We start from the raw sequence: 13361 nt of genomic DNA, 5'->3' as shown, positions 1-13361 counted from the left end.
GGCGGTCCGGATCGTCCGATATCGGACGAGGACTGAGAAATGGGAATCCGCAAGTACAAGCCGACTACGCCGGGCCGTCGTGGCTCCAGCGTCGCCGACTTCGTCGAGGTCACGCGGTCCACGCCGGAGAAGTCGTTGGTCCGCCCCCTGCACAGCAAGGGTGGCCGTAACAACTCCGGTCGTGTGACCGTCCGCCACCAGGGTGGTGGCCACAAGCGCGCCTACCGCGTGATCGACTTCCGTCGTCACGACAAGGACGGCGTGCCGGCGAAGGTCGCGCACATCGAGTACGACCCCAACCGCACCGCGCGCATCGCGCTGCTGCACTACGCCGACGGCGAGAAGCGCTACATTCTCGCCCCGCGCAACCTGCAGCAGGGTGACCGCGTTGAGAACGGTCCCGGGGCCGACATCAAGCCGGGCAACAACCTGGCGCTCCGCAACATCCCGGTCGGTACCACGATCCACGCGATCGAGCTCCGTCCCGGTGGCGGCGCCAAGTTCGCCCGCTCCGCCGGTGCCTCCGTGCAGCTGCTCGCGAAGGAGGGCTCGATGGCCCACCTCCGCATGCCCTCCGGTGAGATCCGCCTGGTCGACGTGCGCTGCCGCGCCACCGTCGGCGAGGTCGGCAACGCCGAGCAGAGCAACATCAACTGGGGTAAGGCCGGCCGTAAGCGCTGGCTGGGCGTTCGCCCGACCGTTCGCGGTGTGGCGATGAACCCGGTTGACCACCCGCACGGTGGTGGTGAGGGCAAGACCTCCGGTGGTCGCCACCCGGTCTCCCCGTGGGGTCAGAAGGAGGGTCGTACTCGTGCTCCCAAGAAGGCGAGCAACAAGTACATCGTCCGCCGCCGCAAGACGAACAAGAAGCGCTAGGAGCGGGTTTAGATGCCGCGCAGTCTCAAGAAGGGGCCCTTCGTCGACGACCACCTGATCAAGAAGGTGGAAGCCCAGAACGAAGCCGGCACCAAGAACGTCATCAAGACCTGGTCCCGTCGCTCCATGATCGTGCCGGCCATGCTCGGCCACACGCTCGCGGTGCACAACGGCAAGACCCACATCCCGGTGTTCGTCACCGAGTCGATGGTCGGCCACAAGCTCGGCGAGTTCTCGCCGACGCGCACCTTCCGGGGCCACGTCAAGGACGACCGGAAGTCGAAGCGCCGCTAGTAGCGGATCGCATTCAGACACGTAAGTAACTGAGAGGGACAACCATGGAAGCCAGGGCCCAGGCGCGGTACATCCGCGTTACGCCCATGAAGGCCCGCCGCGTGGTGGACCTTATCCGTGGCATGGATGCCACGGAGGCTCAGGCTGTTCTGCGATTCGCTCCGCAGGCAGCCTCCGTGCCCGTCGGCAAGGTGCTCGACAGCGCCATCGCCAACGCCGCGCACAACTACGACCACCCGGACGCCACCTCGCTGTTCATCAGCGAGGCGTACGTCGACGAGGGCCCGACCCTGAAGCGGTTCCGTCCGCGTGCCCAGGGCCGTGCCTACCGGATCCGCAAGCGGACCAGCCACATCACCGTGGTCGTCGCCAGCAAGGAAGGAACCCGGTAATGGGCCAGAAGGTTAACCCGCATGGGTTCCGGCTCGGTGTCACCACGGACTTCAAGTCCCGGTGGTACGCCGACAAGCTGTACAAGGACTACGTCAAGGAAGACGTCGCCATCCGTCGGATGATGACGTCCGGCATGGAGCGCGCCGGTATCTCGAAGGTGGAGATCGAGCGCACCCGTGACCGTGTGCGGGTGGACATCCACACCGCGCGTCCGGGCATCGTCATCGGCCGCCGTGGCGCCGAGGCCGACCGCATCCGCGGTGACCTCGAGAAGCTCACGGGCAAGCAGGTCCAGCTGAACATCCTCGAGGTCAAGAACCCCGAGACCGACGCTCAGCTGGTTGCCCAGGCCGTTGCCGAGCAGCTCTCCTCCCGCGTCTCCTTCCGCCGCGCCATGCGTAAGAGCATGCAGTCGGCGATGAAGGCCGGCGCCAAGGGCATCAAGATCCAGTGCGGTGGCCGCCTCGGCGGCGCCGAGATGTCCCGCTCGGAGTTCTACCGCGAGGGCCGTGTGCCCCTGCACACGCTCCGCGCGAACGTGGACTACGGCTTCTTCGAGGCCAAGACGACCTTCGGCCGCATCGGTGTGAAGGTCTGGATCTACAAGGGCGACGTGAAGAACATCGCCGAGGTCCGCGCCGAGAACGCTGCGGCCCGTGCGGGTAACCGCCCGGCCCGTGGTGGTGCCGACCGCCCGGCCCGTGGTGGCCGCGGTGGCGAGCGGCGCGGTCGCAAGCCGCAGCAGGCTGCCGGCGCCGAGGCCCCCAAGGCCGAGGCTCCCGCGTCCGCTCCGGCTGAGAGCACCGGAACGGAGGCCTGACCGACATGCTGATCCCCCGTAGGGTCAAGCACCGCAAGCAGCACCACCCCAAGCGCAGCGGCGCTGCCAAGGGTGGCACGACGGTTGCGTTCGGCGAGTACGGCATCCAGGCGCTCACCCCGGCGTACGTGACGAACCGTCAGATCGAGGCCGCTCGTATCGCCATGACCCGCCACATCAAGCGTGGCGGCAAGGTCTGGATCAACATCTACCCGGACCGTCCCCTCACCAAGAAGCCTGCTGAGACCCGCATGGGTTCCGGTAAGGGTTCTCCGGAGTGGTGGATCGCCAACGTCAAGCCCGGACGCGTGATGTTCGAGCTGTCGTACCCCAACGAGAAGATCGCCCGTGAGGCTCTGACTCGCGCCGCTCACAAGCTGCCGATGAAGTGCCGGATCGTCAAGCGCGAGGCAGGTGAAGCGTGATGTCGGCCGGTACCAAGGCGTCCGAGCTGCGCGAGCTGGGCAACGAGGAGCTTCTTGCGAAGCTTCGCGAAGCCAAGGAAGAGCTGTTCAACCTCCGCTTCCAGGCGGCGACGGGTCAGCTCGAGAACCACGGTCGGCTCAAGGCCGTCCGTAAGGACATCGCGCGGATCTACACCCTGATGCGTGAGCGCGAGCTGGGCATCGAGACGGTGGAGAGCGCCTGATGAGTGAGAGCAACGTGACTGAGCAGACTGCAGAGGCCCGCGGCTTCCGCAAGACCCGTGAGGGTCTCGTCGTCAGCGACAAGATGGACAAGACCGTCGTCGTCGCCGTCGAGGACCGCGTCAAGCACGCGCTGTACGGCAAGGTCATCCGCCGTACCAACAAGCTCAAGGCACACGACGAGCAGAACGCCGCGGGTGTCGGCGACCGCGTCCTCCTCATGGAGACCCGGCCGCTGTCCGCGACGAAGCGCTGGCGCGTCGTCGAGATCCTCGAGAAGGCGAAGTAATCAAGCGGGGCTCCGGCCCCGCTGACCCCGCCAGGGCTTCGGCCCCGGCACCCGCTGGGGGCTGTCGCCCCCGCCGCGGCCCTCGGGCCCGGCCCACGGCTCGCAGCCCCCGGCGGACAGGGTTCTTCCCTTTCAGAGGCGCAAGTAATTCCTGCGGGGCAATCCTCGCAGGACGGTTCCGCCAGGCTCTCCGGTTCACCCGGAGGGAACCGGCAGACAAACAGGAGATAGACGTGATCCAGCAGGAGTCGCGACTGCGTGTCGCCGACAACACTGGTGCGAAGGAAATCCTTTGCATCCGTGTGCTCGGTGGCTCCGGTCGCCGCTACGCGGGCATCGGTGACGTCATCGTCGCCACCGTCAAGGACGCGATCCCCGGTGGCAACGTGAAGAAGGGTGACGTCGTCAAGGCGGTCATCGTTCGCACCGTCAAGGAGCGCCGCCGTCCGGACGGCTCGTACATCCGCTTCGACGAGAACGCCGCCGTCATTCTGAAGAACGACGGCGACCCTCGCGGCACCCGCATCTTCGGCCCGGTCGGGCGTGAGCTGCGCGAGAAGAAGTTCATGAAGATCATCTCGCTGGCTCCGGAGGTGCTGTAAGCATGAAGATCAAGAAGGGCGACCTGGTCCAGGTCATCACCGGCAAGGACAAGGGCAAGCAGGGCAAGGTCATTGCCGCTTACCCGCGCGAGGAGCGTGTCCTGGTCGAGGGTGTCAACCGGGTCAAGAAGCACACCAAGGCCGGCCCGACCGCTCGCGGTTCCCAGGCCGGCGGCATCGTCACGACCGAGGCGCCGATCCACGTCTCCAACGTCCAGCTGGTCGTTGAGAAGGACGGCAACAAGGTCGTCACGCGTGTCGGCTACCGCTTCGACGACGAAGGCAACAAGATCCGCGTTGCCAAGCGGACGGGTGAGGACATCTGATGGCTACCACCACCACTCCGCGTCTGAAGCAGAAGTACCGCGAGGAGATCGCGGGCAAGCTGCGTGACGAGTTCAAGTACGAGAACGTCATGCAGATCCCCGGCCTCGTCAAGATCGTGGTCAACATGGGTGTGGGCGACGCCGCCCGCGACTCCAAGCTGATCGAGGGCGCCATCCGCGACCTCACCACGATCACCGGTCAGAAGCCGGCCGTCACCAAGGCCCGCAAGTCCATCGCGCAGTTCAAGCTGCGTGAGGGCCAGCCGATCGGTGCCCACGTCACGCTCCGTGGCGACCGCATGTGGGAGTTCCTGGACCGCACCCTGTCGCTCGCGCTCCCGCGCATCCGCGACTTCCGTGGTCTGTCCCCCAAGCAGTTCGACGGCCGTGGCAACTACACCTTCGGTCTCACGGAGCAGGTCATGTTCCACGAGATCGACCAGGACAAGATCGACCGCGTCCGGGGTATGGACATCACCGTGGTCACCACGGCGACCAACGACGCTGAGGGCCGCGCGCTCCTTCGTCACCTCGGCTTCCCCTTCAAGGAGGCGTGAGCGAGATGGCGAAGAAGGCTCTGATCGCGAAGGCTGCTCGCAAGCCCAAGTTCGGCGTGCGTGGCTACACGCGCTGCCAGCGCTGCGGCCGTCCCCACTCCGTGTACCGCAAGTTCGGCCTGTGCCGCGTGTGCCTTCGTGAGATGGCTCACCGTGGCGAGCTGCCGGGCGTGACCAAGAGCTCCTGGTAATCCCCCATTTAGGGATTCCAAGGGCTCTCGGTAAGCACTGGGCGTGTCAGGTGCCCTCCCTTCCATGGCTTAGGCTTGGAGGGTTGGGCGCCTGACGGTCGCCCGTACGACTTACTACGCCGTAGGTCCACCGCGCCGCACCCGTCCCGTCTCGGATCGGGGAGAGGGATGGCGCACCAGGAAACCCCGGCGAGAGAGGCCGAAGGCCAATTCATGACCATGACTGATCCGATCGCAGACATGCTTACGCGTCTGCGGAACGCGAACTCGGCATACCACGACTCCGTGACGATGCCGGCATCGAAGATCAAGTCGCACATCGCGGAGATCCTCCAGCAGGAGGGCTTCATCACGGGCTGGAAGGTCGAGGACGCCGAGGTTGGCAAGAACCTCGTCCTGGAGCTGAAGTTCGGCCCCAACCGTGAGCGCTCCATCGCGGGCATCAAGCGGATCTCCAAGCCCGGTCTCCGGGTTTACGCGAAGTCCACCAACCTGCCGAAGGTGCTCGGCGGCCTCGGCGTGGCGATCATCTCCACGTCGCACGGGCTCCTCACCGACAAGCAGGCCGGCAAGAAGGGCGTGGGTGGGGAAGTCCTCGCCTACGTCTGGTAGCGGAAGGGAACGGAGGAAACAGCTATGTCGCGTATTGGCAAGCTCCCCATCACGGTTCCCGCCGGCGTGGACGTCACCATCGACGGCCGTACGGTCTCGGTCAAGGGCCCCAAGGGCGAACTGACCCACACCGTTGCCGCGCCGATCGACATCGCCAAGGGTGAGGACGGCGTTCTGAACGTCACCCGCCCCAACGACGAGCGTCAGAACAAGGCCCTGCACGGCCTGTCCCGCACGCTGGTGGCGAACATGATCACCGGCGTGACCCAGGGTTACGTGAAGAAGCTCGAGATCAGCGGTGTCGGTTACCGCGTGACGGCCAAGGGTTCGAACCTCGAGTTCGCTCTCGGCTACAGCCACCCGATCACCGTCGAGGCCCCCGAGGGCATCACCTTCAAGGTGGAGGCCCCCACCCGGTTCTCGGTCGAGGGCATCGACAAGCAGAAGGTCGGCGAGGTTGCGGCCAACATCCGCAAGCTGCGCAAGCCCGACCCGTACAAGGCCAAGGGCGTCAAGTACGAGGGCGAAGTCATCCGCCGCAAGGTCGGAAAGGCGGGTAAGTAAGCCATGGCATACGGACAGAAGATCCTTAAGGGCGACGCCTACAAGCGCGCCGCGATCAAGCGCCGCCACATCCGGATCCGTAAGCACATCAACGGTACGGCGGAGCGTCCGCGTCTGGTCGTTACCCGCTCGAACCGCCACATCGTGGCCCAGGTGATCGACGACATCAAGGGTCACACCCTTGCGTCGGCGTCCACCCTGGACACCTCGATCCGCGGTGGCGAGGGCGACAAGTCCGCGCAGGCCAAGCAGGTCGGCGCCCTGGTCGCCGAGCGCGCCAAGGCTGCCGGTGTCGAGGCCGTCGTATTCGACCGTGGTGGTAACCAGTACGCCGGGCGCATCGCCGCCCTGGCGGACGCCGCCCGCGAAGCCGGGCTCAAGTTCTGAGCCGCTTCCGTAGCTAGCGGAAAGAGAGAGGTAATCCAATGGCTGGACCCCAGCGCCGTGGAAGCGGTGCCGGTGGCGGCGAGCGGCGGGACCGGAAGGGCCGTGACGGCGGCGCTGCTGCCGCCGAGAAGACCGCGTACGTTGAGCGCGTTGTCGCGATCAACCGCGTCGCCAAGGTTGTGAAGGGTGGTCGTCGCTTCAGCTTCACCGCGCTGGTCGTGGTGGGCGACGGTGACGGCACCGTGGGTGTCGGATACGGCAAGGCCAAGGAGGTGCCGGCCGCCATCGCCAAGGGCGTTGAGGAGGCCAAGAAGCACTTCTTCAAGGTCCCCCGCATCCAGGGCACCATCCCGCACCCGATCCAGGGTGAGAAGGCTGCCGGCGTCGTGCTGCTCAAGCCCGCGTCCCCCGGTACCGGTGTTATCGCCGGTGGCCCGGTGCGTGCCGTGCTCGAGTGCGCCGGTATCCACGACATCCTGTCGAAGTCGCTCGGCTCCGACAACGCGATCAACATCGTGCACGCGACCGTGGAGGCCCTCAAGGGCCTGCAGCGTCCCGAGGAGGTCGCGGCCCGCCGCGGTCTGCCGCTCGAGGACGTCGCTCCCGCGGCTCTTCTCCGTGCGCGTGCCGGGGCGGGTGCGTAATCATGGCGCAGCTCAAGATTACGCAGGTCAAGTCCTACATCGGCAGCAAGCAGAACCACCGTGACACCCTGCGCTCCCTTGGTCTCAAGGGCATCAACACGCAGGTCGTCAAGGAGGACCGCCCCGAGTTCCGCGGCATGGTGCACACCGTCCGCCACCTCGTGACGGTCGAGGAGGTCGACTGATCATGGCGGAGCAGAACCCGCTCAAGATCCACAACCTCCGTCCCGCCCCGGGCGCCAAGACCGCGAAGACCCGTGTCGGTCGTGGTGAGGCGTCGAAGGGTAAGACGGCCGGTCGTGGTACCAAGGGTACGAAGGCCCGTTACCAGGTTCCGGAGCGCTTCGAGGGTGGCCAGATGCCCCTCCACATGCGTCTTCCGAAGCTGAAGGGCTTCAAGAACCCGTTCAAGACCGAGTTCCAGGTCGTGAACCTCGACAAGCTGGCCGCGCTCTACCCCGAGGGTGGCGAGGTCACCGTCGAGGGTCTGGTGGCCAAGGGTGCCGTTCGCAAGAACAGCCTCGTCAAGGTCCTCGGCCAGGGCGAGATCTCCGTGGCGCTGCAGGTGACGGTTGACGCCGTCTCCGGCTCCGCCAAGGAGAAGATCACCGCCGCCGGCGGTACCGTCACCGAGCTCGTCTGAACACATCAGGCGACTCGATGACTTGAACGATCCCGACCGGGGATACCCCACAAATGGGGTATCCCCGGTTGGTCGTTCCAAGGGGGGCGGTCTCGCCGGTAAGGTGGCCTGCACTGCCCACTTTTACGGAGTGCTTCCTGTGGGGCACTCTGAGCGGCAGTTGACCGTTAGCTAAGTCGTTCCCATTAGTCGATCCTCAAGACCGTCACCCTTGACGCAGTAGCGCGGGGGTCGCAGGAGGCACCGTGCTCACCGCGTTCGCCCGGGCGTTCAAGACGCCCGACCTGCGCAAGAAGCTGCTCTTCACGCTCGGCATCATCGTGATCTACCGGGTCGGTACGCACATTCCGATCCCCGGCGTCGACTACCGGGCCGTACAGGTCTGCGTCGACCAGGCGAACGCCAACCAGGGCATCTTCGGCCTGGTCAACATGTTCAGCGGCGGCGCTCTGCTTCAGATCACGATCTTCGCGCTCGGCATCATGCCGTACATCACGGCGAGCATCATCCTGCAGCTGCTGACCGTCGTGATCCCACGCTTGGAAGCCCTCAAGAAGGAGGGCCAGGCGGGCACGGCCAAGATCACGCAGTACACCCGCTATCTGACCGTGGCGCTCGCCATCCTGCAGGGCACCGGCCTGGTGGCCACCGCCCGCAGCGGCTCGCTGTTCCCGACCTGCCAGGTGGCCGGCCAGATCGTGCCGGACCGCTCGATCTTCACCACCATCGTCATGGTCATCACGATGACCGCCGGTACGGCCACCGTCATGTGGCTCGGTGAGCTCATCACCGACCGCGGCCTCGGCAACGGCATGTCGATCCTGATGTTCATCTCGATCGCCGCGACCTTCCCGTCCGCGCTGTGGGCCATCAAGCAGCAGGGCGACCTGGCCGGCGGCTGGATCGAATTCGGCACGGTCGTCGCCGTCGGCCTGTTCATGGTCGGCCTGGTGGTCCTGGTGGAGCAGGCTCAGCGCCGTATTCCGGTGCAGTACGCCAAGCGCATGATCGGCCGCCGTTCCTACGGTGGTACGTCGACGTACATCCCGCTCAAGGTGAACCAGGCGGGTGTGATTCCCGTCATCTTCGCTTCTTCGCTGCTCTACATCCCCGCGCTGATTGTTCAGTTCGCCGGTTCGCAGGCGGGATGGGCGACCTGGATCACCGCGAACCTGGCCAACCCGCGGGCGGCGGTACACGTCAGTCTCTACTTCCTCCTGATTGTCTTCTTCGCGTTCTTCTACGTGGCCATCTCGTTCAACCCCGAGGAAGTCGCGGACAACATGAAGAAGTATGGTGGCTTCATCCCGGGCATCCGGGCTGGCCGACCGACCGCTGAGTACCTTTCCTACGTGCTCAACCGGATCACTTGGCCGGGCTCGCTGTACTTGGGCCTGATCGCTCTCGTGCCGACGATGGCGTTGGCTGGTTTCGGGGCAGACCAAAACTTCCCGTTCGGCGGGACCAGCATCCTGATCATCGTGGGTGTGGGTCTTGAGACGGTGAAGCAGATCGAGAGCCAGCTCCAGCAGCGCAATTACGAAGGGTTCCTCCGCTGATGCGTATCGTCCTCGTCGGGCCGCCGGGCGCCGGTAAGGGAACGCAGGCCGCGTTCCTGGCCAAGAACCTGTCGATCCCGCACATCTCCACGGGCGACCTGTTCCGCGCCAACATCAGCCAGCAGACGGAGCTCGGGAAGCTCGCGAAGTCCTACATGGACGCGGGCAACCTGGTGCCGGACGAGGTCACCATCGGGATGGCCAAGGACCGCATGGAGCAGCCGGACGCCGAGGGCGGCTTCCTGCTGGACGGCTTCCCGCGCAACGTGTCCCAGGCCGAGGCGCTCGACGAGATGCTCCAGTCCGAGTCCATGAAGCTGGACGCGGTGCTGGACCTCGAGGTCCCCGAGGAAGAGGTCGTCAAGCGGATCGCCGGGCGGCGGATCTGCCGCAAGGACTCCAGCCACGTCTTCCACGTCACGTACAGCCAGCCGAAGAAGGAAGGCGTCTGCGACGTCTGTGCCGGCGAGCTGTACCAGCGGGACGACGACTCCGAGGAGACCGTCCGCACGCGGCTGGAGGTCTACCACACGCAGACCGAGCCGATCATCGACTACTACAAGGCGCAGGGACTGGTGGTCACCATCTCCGCGCTGGGCAAGGTCGAAGAGGTGACGGCTCGCGCGATGGAGGCGCTTCAGCGCGACGAGGACGGCAAGTAGAAGCGCTCGTAGCTCGTACGTAGCTCAGGCCGCGGTTCCCTGTCGGGGGCCGCGGCTGCTGCGTGGGGTGGGCGCGCCGCCTCCGCCTTTGTGGTTCCCGCTCCGCCCTTATGGTTGAAGCAGTCCCCTTATCCGGTCCGAGAAAGGCCCTCGTCCCCATGGTGCAGATCAAGAGCCCCGAGCAGATCGCCAAGATGCGTGAGGCGGGGCTGGTCGTCGCCGCCATTCACGCGGCCACGCGTGAGGCCGCGGTGCCCGGGTCGAGCACCAAGGATCTGGACGAGGTGGCCCGCAAGGTGCTGGCGGAGCACGGGGCCAAGTCCAATTTCCTCGGCTACGGCGGCTTCCCCGCGACGATCTGCACGTCCGTGAACGAAGTCGTCGTCCACGGCATCCCGTCCGAGGACGTCGTCCTCAAGGACGGCGACATCATCTCCATCGACTGCGGCGCGATCATCGACGGCTGGCACGGCGACGCCGCGTACACGGCTTTCGTCGGGTCCGGTCACGCCCCGGAGCTGATCGAGCTCTCCCGGGTGACCGAGGAGTCGATGTGGGCCGGCATCGCGGCCATGAAGCAGGGCAATCGTCTTGTGGACGTCTCCCGCGCCATCGAGACGTACATCCGCCGGCAGCCGAAGCTCGGCGGCGGGCGCTACGGGATCATCGAGGACTACGGCGGCCACGGCATCGGCACCGAGATGCACATGGACCCGCATCTGCTGAACTACGTCGAGCGGAAGCGGGGGAAGGGCCCGAAGCTGGTTCCCGGCTTCTGCCTCGCGATCGAGCCGATGGTGTCTCTGGGCACGCCGAAGACCGAGGTCCTCTCGGACGACTGGACGGTCATCACCACGGACGGCACGTGGTCGTCCCACTGGGAGCACTCCGTCGCGCTGACCGACGAGGGGCCGCTTGTGCTGACGGCTCCCGACGGGGGTAAGGCGAAGCTGGCGGAGCACGGGATTGTTGCTGCGCCGGATCCGCTGGCCTGAGTCCGCCCTTGGGGAGGGCGGCCCGGCCGGATGGCGGCTGCGGGTTGGTGGGGGCTGGTCGCGCCCACGCGGCGGAGCCGCAGATCGACACAGCCCCGCGCCCCTGAGGGCATGCACCTTTTCGGCGCTTAATGATCTGCCCGTCGGGGCAGGCTTCCCCGATTCGTCTTTCCGGGTGCGCTGACGTAGACTGACTCGTCGGCTCTCGTGCACCCGCATGTCTGCATGCGCCCGTAAGGGACGCAAGGGAGTCGATCAAGGTAGTCGATTCCGAAGGGCGAAGCGTGGCCAAGAAGCAAGGTGCCATCGAGATCGAGGGCACTGTCGTCGAGTCTCTGCCGAACGCCATGTTCAAGGTCGAGCTCCAGAACGGCCACCAGGTTCTGGCACACATCAGCGGCAAGATGCGTATGCACTACATCCGTATCCTCCCTGACGACCGGGTCGTGGTGGAGCTGTCTCCGTACGACCTGACGCGTGGCCGGATCGTCTACCGGTACAAGTAGATCTTGCCCCCGCCCCGGGCCTCCCGAGGCGATGGCACTGACCCGGAGAACCTCACCTAATGAAGGTCAAGCCGAGCGTCAAGAAGATCTGCGACAAGTGCAGGGTGATCCGCCGTCACGGTCGGGTCATGGTCATCTGCGAGAACCCGCGCCACAAGCAGCGCCAGGGCTGACGCACGATCGTCCACTCCCTCTGCATCGATATCGCAGGGATTCGCGCGACGCGAGCTGAATATGTTCATACGCAGAATCCAGGCCGAGTGATCGTGCCTGACACCCCCGGTTCGGAGGCCGGGGACCTAGGTCGTACCTAATCTTTGGCTGCATCTTTTGAACAGCGTGAAGAGGCCGGCGGCTGGGAGTCGGTTCTGCGGAAGACCTCCGAAGATCACCAGGAGCCATTGAATGGCACGCGTTTCCGGTGTTGACATCCCGCGCGACAAGCGCGTGGAGGTCGCCCTCACCTACGTGTTCGGCATCGGCCGAACCCTCTCGCAGGAGACGCTGGCTGCGACCGGCGTCAACCCCGACACCCGCGTCCGCGACCTCTCCGAGGAGCAGCTCGTCGCGATCCGCGAGTACGTGGACAACAACATCAAGACCGAGGGTGACCTCCGTCGCGAGGTCCAGGCCGACATCCGCCGCAAGGTCGAGATCGGCTGCTACCAGGGTCTCCGTCACCGTCGCGGTCTGCCCGTCCGCGGTCAGCGCACCAGCACGAACGCTCGCACCCGCAAGGGCCCGCGTCGCGCCATCGCCGGCAAGAAGAAGCCGGGCAAGAAGTAGTCCTCAGCGGACAACGCTTCATCAGCGGTCTTCGCTGTAGGACCGACCACCTCCCCGTAGGAGTTACTAGATGCCCCCCAAGGGTCGTCAGGGCGCTGCCAAGAAGGTGCGCCGCAAGGAAAAGAAGAACGTCGCTCACGGCCACGCGCACATCAAGAGCACGTTCAACAACACGATCGTCTCCATCACGGACCCGTCCGGCAACGTGATCTCCTGGGCCTCCGCCGGCCACGTCGGCTTCAAGGGTTCCCGGAAGTCCACGCCGTTCGCCGCGCAGATGGCCGCCGAGTCGGCTGCCCGCCGCGCCCAGGAGCACGGCATGCGCAAGGTCGACGTGTTCGTGAAGGGTCCGGGTTCGGGTCGTGAGACCGCGATCCGTTCGCTTCAGGCGACCGGTCTCGAGGTCGGCTCCATCCAGGACGTCACCCCGACCCCGCACAACGGCTGCCGTCCGCCGAAGCGTCGTCGCGTCTGACGTACGGCTGCTTCGCAGCAGGCTTGGTTTCGGGCGGTACGGCTCTGTAAGGGCCGTATCGCCCGTACCCTTGCAGTACCCGCGCTTTTCACCGGGCGCGGTTTCCGTCGGGCGTCAAATAGCGGGCGTCCACGAAAGAAGGATCTGATCCACACATGCTGATCGCTCAGCGTCCCTCGTTGACCGAAGAGGTCGTCGACGAGTTCCGCTCCCGGTTCGTGATCGAGCCGCTGGAGCCGGGCTTCGGCTACACCCTCGGCAACTCCCTGCGTCGGACCCTCCTGTCCTCGATTCCGGGTGCGGCGGTCACGTCCATCCGTATCGACGGCGTGCTGCACGAGTTCACCACCGTGCCGGGCGTCAAGGAGGACGTCACCGACCTGATCCTCAACATCAAGCAGCTGGTCGTGTCGTCCGAGCACGACGAGCCGGTCGTGATGTACCTGCGCAAGCAGGGCCCGGGTCTGGTCACCGCCGCCGACATCGCGCCCCCGGCCGGTGTCGAGGTGCACAACCCCGACCTCGTCCTCGCC

General features: G+C 65.8%; 25 protein-coding genes. All 25 read left to right on the top strand.

Translation table 11 applies throughout. From position 1 onward, the window contains the following. The first annotated feature begins 39 nt into the window (after positions 1 to 39). Positions 40 to 876 carry a 50S ribosomal protein L2 gene (gene rplB, locus ADL12_RS28620; RefSeq protein WP_062706768.1) on the top strand — a complete coding sequence of 279 codons (837 nt, stop codon included), beginning with the start codon at positions 40 to 42 and terminating at the stop codon, positions 874 to 876. Between the two features lie 12 nt (positions 877 to 888). After that, on the top strand, positions 889 to 1170 hold the full coding sequence (rpsS, locus tag ADL12_RS28615) for a 30S ribosomal protein S19 (RefSeq protein WP_019753092.1): 282 nt from the start codon (positions 889 to 891) through the stop codon (positions 1168 to 1170). Positions 1171 to 1214: 44 nt separating this feature from the next. Next, entirely contained in the window at positions 1215 to 1562 is a 348-nt protein-coding gene (gene rplV, locus ADL12_RS28610; RefSeq protein ID WP_062706767.1) for a 50S ribosomal protein L22, read from the top strand. Continuing rightward, positions 1562 to 2383 (top strand): 30S ribosomal protein S3, encoded by an 822-nt coding sequence (gene rpsC / locus ADL12_RS28605; protein WP_003998826.1) that lies wholly within the window; start codon positions 1562 to 1564, stop codon positions 2381 to 2383. The genes rplV and rpsC overlap by 1 nt, the downstream gene beginning before the upstream one ends. Positions 2384 to 2388: 5 nt before the next feature. After that, the gene (rplP, locus tag ADL12_RS28600; protein WP_030967307.1) at positions 2389 to 2808 is read left to right on the top strand and encodes a 50S ribosomal protein L16; all 420 of its coding nucleotides are present in this window, start codon (positions 2389 to 2391) and stop codon (positions 2806 to 2808) included. After that, a complete protein-coding gene (gene rpmC / locus ADL12_RS28595; protein WP_003974259.1) occupies positions 2808 to 3032 on the top strand; it encodes a 50S ribosomal protein L29 in 225 nt (74 codons plus the stop codon). The genes rplP and rpmC overlap by 1 nt, the downstream gene beginning before the upstream one ends. Beyond that, complete coding sequence (gene rpsQ, locus ADL12_RS28590) at positions 3032 to 3319, top strand: 30S ribosomal protein S17 (RefSeq protein WP_003992363.1); 288 nt, start codon at positions 3032 to 3034, stop codon at positions 3317 to 3319. Before rpmC ends, rpsQ begins: the two co-directional genes overlap by 1 nt. Positions 3320 to 3552: 233 nt before the next feature. After that, on the top strand, positions 3553 to 3921 hold the full coding sequence (gene rplN / locus ADL12_RS28585; protein ID WP_003998823.1) for a 50S ribosomal protein L14: 369 nt from the start codon (positions 3553 to 3555) through the stop codon (positions 3919 to 3921). A gap of 2 nt (positions 3922 to 3923) precedes the next feature. Continuing rightward, positions 3924 to 4247 carry a 50S ribosomal protein L24 gene (gene rplX / locus ADL12_RS28580; protein WP_031477830.1) on the top strand — a complete coding sequence of 108 codons (324 nt, stop codon included), beginning with the start codon at positions 3924 to 3926 and terminating at the stop codon, positions 4245 to 4247. Beyond that, complete coding sequence (gene rplE, locus ADL12_RS28575) at positions 4247 to 4804, top strand: 50S ribosomal protein L5 (RefSeq protein ID WP_016434630.1); 558 nt, start codon at positions 4247 to 4249, stop codon at positions 4802 to 4804. Before rplX ends, rplE begins: the two co-directional genes overlap by 1 nt. A 5-nt stretch (positions 4805 to 4809) precedes the next feature. Then, positions 4810 to 4995, top strand: coding sequence for a type Z 30S ribosomal protein S14 (locus ADL12_RS28570; protein WP_003948630.1), 186 nt, complete (start codon positions 4810 to 4812; stop codon positions 4993 to 4995). Positions 4996 to 5208: 213 nt separating this feature from the next. Beyond that, positions 5209 to 5607 (top strand): 30S ribosomal protein S8, encoded by a 399-nt coding sequence (gene rpsH, locus ADL12_RS28565; RefSeq protein ID WP_007384075.1) that lies wholly within the window; start codon positions 5209 to 5211, stop codon positions 5605 to 5607. Positions 5608 to 5631: 24 nt separating this feature from the next. Continuing rightward, positions 5632 to 6171 (top strand): 50S ribosomal protein L6, encoded by a 540-nt coding sequence (rplF, locus tag ADL12_RS28560; RefSeq protein ID WP_053846786.1) that lies wholly within the window; start codon positions 5632 to 5634, stop codon positions 6169 to 6171. A 3-nt stretch (positions 6172 to 6174) separates the two neighbouring features. Beyond that, positions 6175 to 6558 (top strand): 50S ribosomal protein L18, encoded by a 384-nt coding sequence (gene rplR / locus ADL12_RS28555; protein WP_007494754.1) that lies wholly within the window; start codon positions 6175 to 6177, stop codon positions 6556 to 6558. A gap of 38 nt (positions 6559 to 6596) precedes the next feature. Then, the gene (gene rpsE, locus ADL12_RS28550) at positions 6597 to 7202 is read left to right on the top strand and encodes a 30S ribosomal protein S5 (RefSeq protein ID WP_016434633.1); all 606 of its coding nucleotides are present in this window, start codon (positions 6597 to 6599) and stop codon (positions 7200 to 7202) included. Positions 7203 to 7204: 2 nt separating this feature from the next. Beyond that, complete coding sequence (rpmD, locus tag ADL12_RS28545; protein WP_003974250.1) at positions 7205 to 7387, top strand: 50S ribosomal protein L30; 183 nt, start codon at positions 7205 to 7207, stop codon at positions 7385 to 7387. 2 nt (positions 7388 to 7389) lie between these two features. Beyond that, positions 7390 to 7845, top strand: a complete 456-nt coding sequence (rplO, locus tag ADL12_RS28540) for a 50S ribosomal protein L15 (protein WP_023547373.1) — start codon at positions 7390 to 7392, stop codon at positions 7843 to 7845. 245 nt (positions 7846 to 8090) lie between these two features. Further along, positions 8091 to 9404 (top strand): preprotein translocase subunit SecY, encoded by a 1314-nt coding sequence (secY, locus tag ADL12_RS28535; protein ID WP_062706764.1) that lies wholly within the window; start codon positions 8091 to 8093, stop codon positions 9402 to 9404. Continuing rightward, positions 9404 to 10066 (top strand): adenylate kinase, encoded by a 663-nt coding sequence (locus tag ADL12_RS28530; protein ID WP_062706761.1) that lies wholly within the window; start codon positions 9404 to 9406, stop codon positions 10064 to 10066. Before secY ends, ADL12_RS28530 begins: the two co-directional genes overlap by 1 nt. Positions 10067 to 10224: 158 nt before the next feature. Beyond that, entirely contained in the window at positions 10225 to 11061 is an 837-nt protein-coding gene (gene map / locus ADL12_RS28525; RefSeq protein ID WP_062706759.1) for a type I methionyl aminopeptidase, read from the top strand. A gap of 284 nt (positions 11062 to 11345) precedes the next feature. Then, complete coding sequence (gene infA / locus ADL12_RS28520) at positions 11346 to 11567, top strand: translation initiation factor IF-1 (protein ID WP_003948620.1); 222 nt, start codon at positions 11346 to 11348, stop codon at positions 11565 to 11567. Between the two features lie 59 nt (positions 11568 to 11626). Beyond that, positions 11627 to 11740: a 50S ribosomal protein L36 gene (gene rpmJ / locus ADL12_RS28515; protein ID WP_003998809.1), complete on the top strand. Its 114-nt coding sequence runs from the start codon at positions 11627 to 11629 to the stop codon at positions 11738 to 11740. 232 nt (positions 11741 to 11972) lie between these two features. After that, complete coding sequence (gene rpsM / locus ADL12_RS28510; protein ID WP_005481202.1) at positions 11973 to 12353, top strand: 30S ribosomal protein S13; 381 nt, start codon at positions 11973 to 11975, stop codon at positions 12351 to 12353. 70 nt (positions 12354 to 12423) lie between these two features. Then, entirely contained in the window at positions 12424 to 12828 is a 405-nt protein-coding gene (rpsK, locus tag ADL12_RS28505; RefSeq protein WP_003956432.1) for a 30S ribosomal protein S11, read from the top strand. Positions 12829 to 12983: 155 nt separating this feature from the next. Beyond that, the coding region (locus tag ADL12_RS28500; protein ID WP_048585330.1) for a DNA-directed RNA polymerase subunit alpha at positions 12984 to 13361 on the top strand (378 nt) is incomplete at its 3' end.

The organism is Streptomyces regalis (assembly GCF_001509475.1).
GTDB classification, from domain to species: Bacteria; Actinomycetota; Actinomycetes; order Streptomycetales; family Streptomycetaceae; genus Streptomyces; species Streptomyces regalis.
Note: the sequence above shows the minus strand (reverse complement) of the source record. Positions and strands in the feature narration are given on the sequence as shown.